3 protein-coding genes are annotated in these 10186 nt (G+C 24.6%); 1 reads left to right on the top strand and 2 read right to left on the bottom strand.

The window, feature by feature from the left end:
• Positions 1-328, top strand: a 328-nt coding sequence (locus F795_RS0101485) for an IS3 family transposase (protein ID WP_022935969.1), incomplete at its 5' end; no start/stop codon positions are given.
• A 62-nt stretch (positions 329-390) separates the two neighbouring features.
• Here the strand turns inward: F795_RS0101485 and F795_RS0101480 are convergent.
• Together F795_RS0101480 and F795_RS0101475 are read right to left on the bottom strand one after the other, a co-directional pair.
• On the bottom strand, positions 391-5238 hold the full coding sequence (locus tag F795_RS0101480) for a leucine-rich repeat protein (protein WP_022935968.1): 4848 nt from the start codon (positions 5236-5238) through the stop codon (positions 391-393).
• 70 nt (positions 5239-5308) lie between these two features.
• Complete coding sequence (locus tag F795_RS0101475) at positions 5309-10165, bottom strand: leucine-rich repeat domain-containing protein (RefSeq protein ID WP_022935967.1); 4857 nt, start codon at positions 10163-10165, stop codon at positions 5309-5311.
• Positions 10166-10186 lie beyond the last annotated feature (21 nt).

Here is a 10186-nt window from a genome sequence, read left to right as displayed (position 1 = left end):
AAAATTTATTATTCATTCAGATCACGGCATTCAATATTCTTCTCAAGAATTTGTAAGTTTTATTAATTCTATTAATGGCGTTATATCAATGTCAAGAATAGGAAACTCACTGGATAATCGAGAAATTGAATATTTCTTTTCTATATTAAAAACTGAAATTTTTCCGAACTTCTATCAAACCGTTAAAACACTTACTTTTATTGAATTAAAAAATAAAATAAAAGAATTTATAGATTGGTATAATAATGAGAGATTTTTAAAAAAATTTAATTTAAAAACACCCCAAGAATTATGGGATGTTTACAACAACAAAAATTTTACAATTTAGTCCAAAATTTTTGTCCTAGTTTAAAATGAGTCCTTTTTTGTTTTAAAAAATTATTCTAAATGCTATTCAATTAAATCCGTTGAATGCTCAAATGATAAGAATGATAAAGACTTATCTTGTGCGCAAAGTCTAAATATATTTTCAATTAACTTAACTTTTTTATTATATGTTTCTTCATCTTTAGCATGAATTATAAATTTAGTATTACGTTCTAATTTTCGCTTAGGATTAATTCGCTTAATAAAGTTTTCCATCATACTAAAAGGCATAGTGGTATGGTAATCGGGTTCAAAATGTCCAAATGTTCCTTCAAAAGTGCTTGGAATATGGATAATTTGATCTTTATATTCATCGCGTGGCGCAAATGAAATACTTAAAAATGGTATGTAACGTATTCCTTCTTTAAATACAATTTCTTTGCTATTATAAAATTGTGTAAATTCTTGATTATTTTCTAATTCAAAATTATATAGTTTAGAGATAAATACTTTACCATTAAAACCACTAAATAAGGATAATTTATTATTTGATATAGATCTGTTATATCATTCATCTAAATCTAGCTCAGTTTTTCCATTAACTGTTTCTAAAAATGGAGAAGCAAAATTAATACTTATTTTTTTAATACTATCAGGAATAATTACTTCCTTTAGAAATGGAAATGCGCCAGCTGGTTTGCTATTAATGCCTAAAGCAACAGTTTCATCTGCATCTAATAGTACGTCATTAGCAAACACTAATTTTTCACATGCTGATCAGAACTTTTCAAGGCCATTGATTTTTCTTGCAAAACTATCAGTAATATATAGTTCTTTACCAAAAGAAGCAAAAGTATTTATATTAGCACCTTTTTGAATTCATTCATCATTATTTAATGTAGAACTACCATTTACAGTATCATAAAGTTTATAAAGGATTTTTTCGTCATTATTAGAAAAAGATAAATTAATTGTAATTTTTGTAAGTGAAGTAGGTAAAATTATATTTCTTAATCTTGGAATATGCCCATCACTAAATTTGTTTGCAATAATATCTTTAGTAAGTTCGGTAATGCCTTCTGCAAATTCTATTTCAGAGAAATAAAAATCTTCAAAGCATTTTATATCAGCCCCACCAGGGTTTGTTCTGAATTGAGACAATGCCGAATTAGATATAAACAATTTACCACCAAAACCATTAAATGCACTAGGATGTATATCATTGCCTGGTTTAAGTCAATCATCTAGATTCAATATAGTTTTTCCATTTATTGTGCTAATTCCGTCAATTAAACTAGATGAACCAAAAGCTTTTTTACCTATATTTTTAACTGATTCAGGTATTACTAAATTTTGAATTTTACTATTGAAAAATGCTTTTTCGCCTATAGTAGTTAAAGTATTTGGCAATTCTAACTCTTCTAAAGTATCACAAGAAGGATCTAAGAAATTAGCAGGTATTTGTGTTACACCATTTTCAAATTTTATTGAACGGACATATTTAAGTCTTGGAGTAGAAGTGGTAGGGTTATTTGAAAAAATAATTTTACCAGCAAATAATTGAAGTAAATATCCAGGAACTTCTGAAGCATTAATAGTTGTTTTTCCATTAATGCTTAATATTTTATTTTTTGAGCCACTTAAATTAATACCATGATTTGTTAAAGTGGTTGGATATGTAATATGTTCTAAATTAGGACAATCATTTAATGCATCATTTTCTAAAGTAGTTATACCCGAATTAATAACTAATGTTGAAAATAGTTTGTGATTAAAGTAGTTTGCAGGTATTTTATTAGCATTAAATGTATTAGTAGTTGCAATAACTTTACCCTTAAATAAACCAAAAACAAATTGTTTATTGGTAATATTATTTCAATCACCTAAACTTAATTCATTTTTTCCATTAATAGTGTTAATTCCTAAATCTTTAACATTTGAAGCTTCTTCAGTATAACCAAAAGCATCTATACCAATATTTTGTAAGTTTGTAATGTGTCTAAAATCAAGTTCTTTTAAATTAGCATTTAAAAAGGCCATTGTTCCAATGTGAGTTAATGAACTAGGTAATGTAACTTTAGTTAATAAATAACTATTTTTTAAAAATGATTCGGGAATTATTTTATATCCTTCACCAAAATGAATTTCTGAAAAACTACTATTTTCAAACATATGATTAGTTAAAGTAAAGCTTGGATTTAAATAGGTTAAATTTAATTTGATATTAAACTTCTTAAATATTTTAATTAAAGATGGGCTTTTTAATTCATTAAGTGATAAATTATCTTTGTCATTTAATGAAGTAAAATTACTTGAGGTATCTCTATTGTTAAAATATTCTAAATCACATGAATCTAATAAATTCAAAGGAAGAGATAAATTTAATTTTCCTGTGTTTTTATCAGAAATAATATTATTAATTGAATTTTCGCCTAATATTTCTCTTAATTTTGTATTAGAAAAATCTAATGAAGCACAATTATTAATTGAACTAAAAGAATTATCAATTGTTTCTAGAAGAGAACCATTAGAAAAACTTATTGTATTATTTCCATAAAGATGTATATTATGAAATGAGTTAATAATTTTTTTAACGCTTGTTGGAAACTTAATTTCTTTTACAGATGTTTGATGAAGGCTTAGATTAGTCAACCCAAATTTTTGAAAACTTTTTCAACCTATATTTTTAATTATTTGAGTACCTTCTTCAAATTCTACAGAGTTTGCAACCAAAGAAGATTGTTGCAATATATCATAATCAAAATCATTAGAAAATACAATTTTATTATTAAATGCAGATATTAGCGTTTTTAAATTATTTACTGACAAAGTCTTCCATTCATTAGTAGTCAATATATTTTTACCATTAATCATGCCTAATTGTGTAAATGCATTTTTACCAATAGACGTAGTAGGAGTAATAGAATTACTAATTAAATTTATACATTGATTATTAAATGCTTCATAAACAAAACCTTGAACTTCATCATGAGTTTTTATGTTTAGTGGTCTATTTCTATCAAGCATAAATTCAGGAGTGATTCCTTTTATATACTCAATTCCCTTACCATATTCAACAAGTTCCAAATTACGATATGGAAGGACTAAATCACCATGTGTATTAGTGCAGAAAAACTTATATCATTCTTCCAATGATGCAATTTTATAATTCATACCATTTACCCATGAAACATCGCCAATATAGTCATATAAAGATTTAGGTATGAAAATATTTCTTAAGACAAATCTTGAAGCAAGCAAACCTTTAGCATAAAAGAATTTAGGAAGTATTGTATCTTCATGCATGCTAATATTTGTAATATTAGCACATCCTGCAAAAACATTATCATTTTTAATATCGGCAACTGCACTAATATTTAGTTTTGTAAAATCATTATTAGCAAAAGCTTCATCTCAAATTTCTAAATTTTTTGAGGTGCCAAAATCAATACCTTTTGAAAGACCACAATTTTCAAAAGCTTTAGCATCAATTTTTCTTAGTGATTTAGGCAATGTAAGTTTTTCTAATTTAACATTTTTAAAAGCACTATTTTTAATTTCTTGTAGCCCTTCTCTTAATTCAAGTTCTTTTAAAGAAGTATTATTTTCAAATAATGAACGATCAACAATTTTTAAATTGCTTAATACTAATTTTTTAATATTGTATGTAGCTAATACTTCTTTACCTAATTTATTAACTAAATCATTAACAATAAATTCTTCTACTTGTATATCTTTTATTGAATCACTTGTAATCTTTTCAGCTTTAGATAAATCTAATTTTTTAAGTGCCTTAGAATTAGCAATAATATTAGCACCAATTGTTTGGACATTATTTAGTACAAATGTTTCAAGTGTAGTAATATTAGCAAAAGCATTTCTACCCAATTTATTTAAACTATTAGGAGTAACTACATTTATTAATTTGGAATTTTCAAAAGCTTTTTCACCAATTTCTACTAATTGATCATTAAAAATAATTTGGCTAATTGAACTATTTTGAAAGGCTTCATCATCTATTTTAAGAACTTTAGTACCTAATTTTAATGATTTTAATGAAGTTAAATCATTAAATACACCCTTTTCAACATTTTCAAATTGGTTAGATAACAAAACATTTTCTATTTTAGAATTATTTAAAGCATCTTTACCGATATAAGATATTTTAGTATCACTTAAATCTAAGGTTTTAACACTACTATTATTTTTAAATGCATTATATGAAATTGTAGAAACTCTTAAAAGTTCTGCTTTTGTTAAAGTAGCCTTATTAAACATAGCTAAATATTCAGCTTTAGAAGCATTAACTACATTATTATCTTCTTTTCTTCCAAATTGAAATGCGGTATTATCACTAGCTAATTTAGGAAAATCATCTAAACTTAAAATCGAAATAGAATCAGGATTTTCAAATGTGATTTTTTTTAAGCTTGTCATCCCCGAAAAAGCTTCATAACCAATTTTATTAAGTACACAATCTTTTTCAAAAATAATTTCTTCAATGTACTTAAAATCTTTAAAAGCTCCAGCGCCTATTTCTTTAATTTTGCCTGTAATTCTTAATTTATTAATTTTTGGTTTATTTTTAAATTCATTAACATTCTCTGAAGTTATAACTTTATCTGCATTTTGCAAAATAGCATCAAATTTAATTTGTTCTTCGTTTTCAAATTGAGGGTTAACTTTTGGTACATTTTTTAACATACCTTCAATAACAACACCTGCTACTAATTGAACAGAAAAAATAGATATCAAAGGAATAGACATTATTTTAACTAATTTCAATTTACTTGTATCTTTATCTGATAGTATTGCAGATTTATTTTTTTTAAGTTTTTTATTATTAGTGTGATCTATATTAGCAATATCTTTAGAAACATCTTCTGAATTGCTTTTAATTTCATCTTTTTTAATTTCTTTACTTGCTTTCATATAATTTTCCTTTAAGTCTAAATATTGTTTTAATTTTAGTATATAAAATACTAATAAATCTTATATATTATTATTTAATTAAATCCGTAGAATGTTCAAATGACAAGAACGATAATGATTTATCTCTTGCACAAATTTGGAATAATTTTCTAATTTGATCAACTTTTTTATTATAAGTTTCATCATCTTTTGCATGAATTATAAATTTAGTATAACGTTCATCATCATACCCATTGAATTTTTTACTAAAAATGTTTGCTGGATAAAAATAATTAAGTCAATTATCTTCTAAAAATTCTAATGTGCTAGGTATATGAATAATTTGTTCTTGATACTCTCTTCTTGCACCAAATGAAATACTTAAAAATGGTAGGTATTGTATTCCTTCTTTAAAAACAATTTCTTTACTGTTGACAAAATAAGCAAAATCAGATATATTTTGAAGAGCTTCTGCTTGATTTTTAGAAATAATAACTTTATTATTAAAACCACTAAAAACTGAAAATATTTCTTCAGGTTTATTAATGATTCCTTTTGTTTGTCAATAATCTAAATCTAATTCGGTTTTACCATTTATTTTTTCTAAAAATTTTGAAGAGAAATTGCCTCTAATTTGCTTAATATTTTCAGGCAAAATTAATTCTTTTAAGTATGGAAAAGCTGATTCTCTTTCAGATTTCCCTCTAAACGATATATATTCTATATCATCAGAAAATCTTAATGTTTCACAAGCAAAACTTATTTTTACATCGTATTTTCTAAACTTGTTATTAAGTGCACTTGAAACAACTAGTTCTTTGCCAAAAGATGAAAAAGTATCGATGCCTACGTCTTTATTAAATCAATCATCATAATTTAAAGTTGAATTACCATTAATAGTATCAAAAACTTTTAAATTGCCAAAATAGCCCAAAAAACTATCTTGGGGTGAAAAATGAAGATTTATATTTATTTTTTGAAGTGATGTTGGTAATATTATATTTTTTAACCTTGGATTAAAATATGTGTTAGGATATATATTATTAAATATATTTTTAGTAATTTCTGTTATGCCTTCTTGAAATTCAATTTCAGAAAATAAAAATTTATAAAAACTTTTATTCGGAATCTTAGATAATGCATTTTCGGAAATTATTACTTTTCCACCAAATCCGTTAAATGCACTTGGTTTGACATCATAATCAGGCTTTAACCAATCATCAAAATTTAATTCTGTTTTACCATTAATTGTTTCTATTCCATTTTCTAAACTTGAAGAGCCAAACGCAAAATAACCAATGCTTTTAACTGAAGATGGTAAAACTAAATTCCTAATTCTTGAATTTTCAAATGCATTGTCCCCAATTTTAATAAGAGTATTAGGAAAAACTACTTCAGATAATTCATTAGTATTAAAAGAAGTTGGACCAAAATTTTTAGGTATTTCAGTAACACCAGGTTCAAATACTAGCGAAGTTACATGATTAAGCATTAAGTTTTCAGGAGGATTATTTGAAAACACTATTTTTCCCGCAAATGCTCTAAGTAATTCTCTCGGAATATTATTAGCATTAATTTCATTTTTACCATTAATTGTTAAAATTTTATTTGCATATGTGCTAAAGTTTTCGCCATCTTCACCATAATTTATTATTGTATTGGGAAGTGTAATATGTCTTACATTAGCCATATATTCTACAGCTTTATTTTCTAATTCTCTAATGCCTGATTCTAAAATCAATTCAGAAAACAAATTAGAAAAAAAGTATTTTGTAGGAATTTTATTATTTTCAAAAGTGCTAGCAGATGCAGTAACTTTCCCTAAAAATAAACCAAACACAAATTTTTTATTAGTAATAGCATTTCATTCACTTAAACTTAATTCTGCTTTCCCATTAATTGTATCAATTCCATATTTGCCTTGTCAACCTTCGTTATATTTAGTAAAACCAAATGCATTTTCACCAATGCTTTGCAAATGAGTAATATGTCTAAAATCAAGATCTTTTATTTTTGTATTTACAAAAGCATTTGATCCAATATGAGTAAGAGTAGTAGGTAATGTAAGCTTAGTTATTTCACTATTAAATAAAAATTTATCAGGAATAGTTGCATATCCTTCATCAAACACAACTTCAGTAAACTTACTATTTTCTAACATATTATTAGTCATGGTAAATTCTGCAATATATGATAAATTTAATTTAATTTTAAATTGTATAAATGCTTTAATTAATGCAGGGTTTTTTAATTCGTTAAGATTTAATACATCTTTATTATTTAAAGATGTGAACTCAGAAGATTCATTAGTATCGGAATTAAAGTATGTATGATCATATGAATCTAATAAATTTAACGGCAATGATAAATTTAATTGTTTTGTTTGCTTATTAGCTTTTATTTTATTAAAGGAATCACTTCCAATTATTTCATGTAATTTAGTTTTAGAAAAATCTAGCGAAGTACAGTTAGTTATATTATTAAATGAATTTTCAATTGTTTCTAAAAGGCTACCTTCAGAAAATGCTAATTCTGTATTATTATCACATCTAAAATTAGCAAATGAATTAACAATTTTTTTAACGCTATTAGGTATTATTATTTTTTTAACTGTTGGTTTAGAATCATATAAATCATCTAAGCCAAATTTGAAATTTTCTGCTCATTTAATATTATTAATAGTTTCAATACCATTTTCAAATTCAACACTATTAGCAACTAAAGCAGTTGTACTAATACTATCAAAGGCAAAGTCATTTGAAAATAATATTTTTCCCGAATAAGAATTTAATAATTTTTGAAAACTTTCAATATTCATTTCTTTAAATTCACTAGTAATTAATGTATCTTTACCATTTATCATACCTAATCTAGTAAAAGCATTATCACCAATAATAGTTTTTGAATTAATTGAATCACTAACTATATTTATATTTTGATTAGCAAAAGCATTTGTTGAAAATCCTTTAATAGTGTCATTAATTTTTATATTAATTACTCTATATTTATTAAACATATGTTCAGGTGTAATGCTTTTAATATATTTAACACCTTTACCATATTCAATAAAATCAATATTTTTATAAGGGAGTTTATATGAATCTGTTGTAGAATCTTTTAGACAGAAAAAACTGTATCAAGATTCATCAAAAGATTGATCCCTTTGCGTTAAACTATCATTTCAAATAGTTTCTGAAATATTTTGATATAAAGATTTTGGTACAAATATCTTTTTTAAAGTATATCTAGATGCTAATAATCCTTTTGAATAAAATGTTGTAGAAATTTTTACATCTTCATGCATGGTAACATTTTGAATATTAGCACAACCTTCAAATACATTATCATTTCTAATTTCAGCAATTGCACTAATATTTAAATTAATAAAATTATTATTTTGAAATGCTTTATCTCCAATAAATAAATTTTGCGATAAACCAAAATCAATACCTTCTTCTAATCCACAATTAGCAAATGCTTCACTATCAATTGTTTTTAATGAATTAGGTAATGTAAGTTTAGATAATTTAACATTTTTAAAAGCTTTTTCTTTTATATCTGACAAGCCTTCTTTTAACTCAACTTCTCTTAAAGTTGTATTATTTTCGAATAAAGAACTGCTAATTGATTTAACATCTTTTAATACTAACTTTTTAATATTAAAAGTTGATAATATATCACTACCTAATTCATTTACTAAATTATTTATTATTAATTCTTCAACTTCAATGTCACTAACAATATCAATTGAAGCTTTTTTAGTTTTAGATATATCTAATTTTTTAAGTGCTTTAGAATTAGAAATAATATTTATTCCAATAGTTTCTACATCGTTTAAAACAAAAGTTTCAAGTGTTGTAATATTAGCAAAAGCATATCTACCTAAAGTCTTTAAACTCTCAGGCATAACAACATTTATAAGTTTAGTATTTTCAAAAGCACTTTCACCAATTTCTAATAAATTATTACCAAAAGTAATTTCAGAAATGGAACTATCTTTAAAAGCTTCGTCCGATATAACTTTAACTCCTAAGCCTGTATCTAATGATTGTAATGAAGTTAAACCATCAAATATACCTTTTTCAATTTTTTCAAAATTGTTAGATAACAAAACATTTCTAATTTTTGAATTTTTAAAAGCATCTCTACTAATATTTGAAATTCTAGTATCAGTTAAATCTAGAGTTTTAACAGTACTATTATTTGCAAATGCATTATAAGAAATTGTAGAAACTCTTTCAAGTTCTGCTTTTGTTAAAGTAGCCTTATTAAACATAGCTAAATAATCAGCTTTAGAAGCATTAACAATATTTTTATCTTCATTTCTTCCAAATTGAAATGCAGTGTCATCATTAGCTAAATTAGTAAATTCGTCTAAATTTAAAATTGAAATAGAATTAGGATTTTCAAATGTAATTTTTTTAACTCCTACCATTCCTAAAAATGCTTGATAGCCAATGCTTTTAAGATCACAATCTTTTTCAAAAATAATTTCTTCAATGTGTTTAAAATCTTTGAATGCTTCTTCGCCAATATGTTTAATATTGCCAGAAATTCTTAATTTATTAATTTTAGGTTCGTTTTTAAACCTTAAAATGTTATTTGATTCAATAGTGTCCCCTATTTTTCTCATAATAGTATCAAATTCTAATTGTTCTTTACTATCATAAGTGGGAGTAATTTTAGGTGTTTTTGATTGCAATAGTCCTTCAATAGCAATACCCGCAACAATTTGCACAGAAAAAATAGATATCAAAGGAATTGACATTATTTTAACTAATTTTAATTTGTTAACATCTTTATTTAATGATGTTTTAGATTTACTTTTTAATAAATCATCAATGTTGTAATTGTCAACCTCTCTTTGAATACTTTTTTCAAATTTTTCGTCTTCCTTGCTTGCTTTGAGTTCGCCCTCGTATTTTTTAAGTTCTTTAGATTCTGCCATGATGTTTCCCTTCATTAAATA

This window comes from Metamycoplasma orale ATCC 23714, from assembly GCF_000420105.1.
Lineage (GTDB): Bacteria > Bacillota_I > Bacilli_A > Mycoplasmatales > Metamycoplasmataceae > Metamycoplasma > Metamycoplasma orale.
Note: the sequence above shows the minus strand (reverse complement) of the source record. Positions and strands in the feature narration are given on the sequence as shown.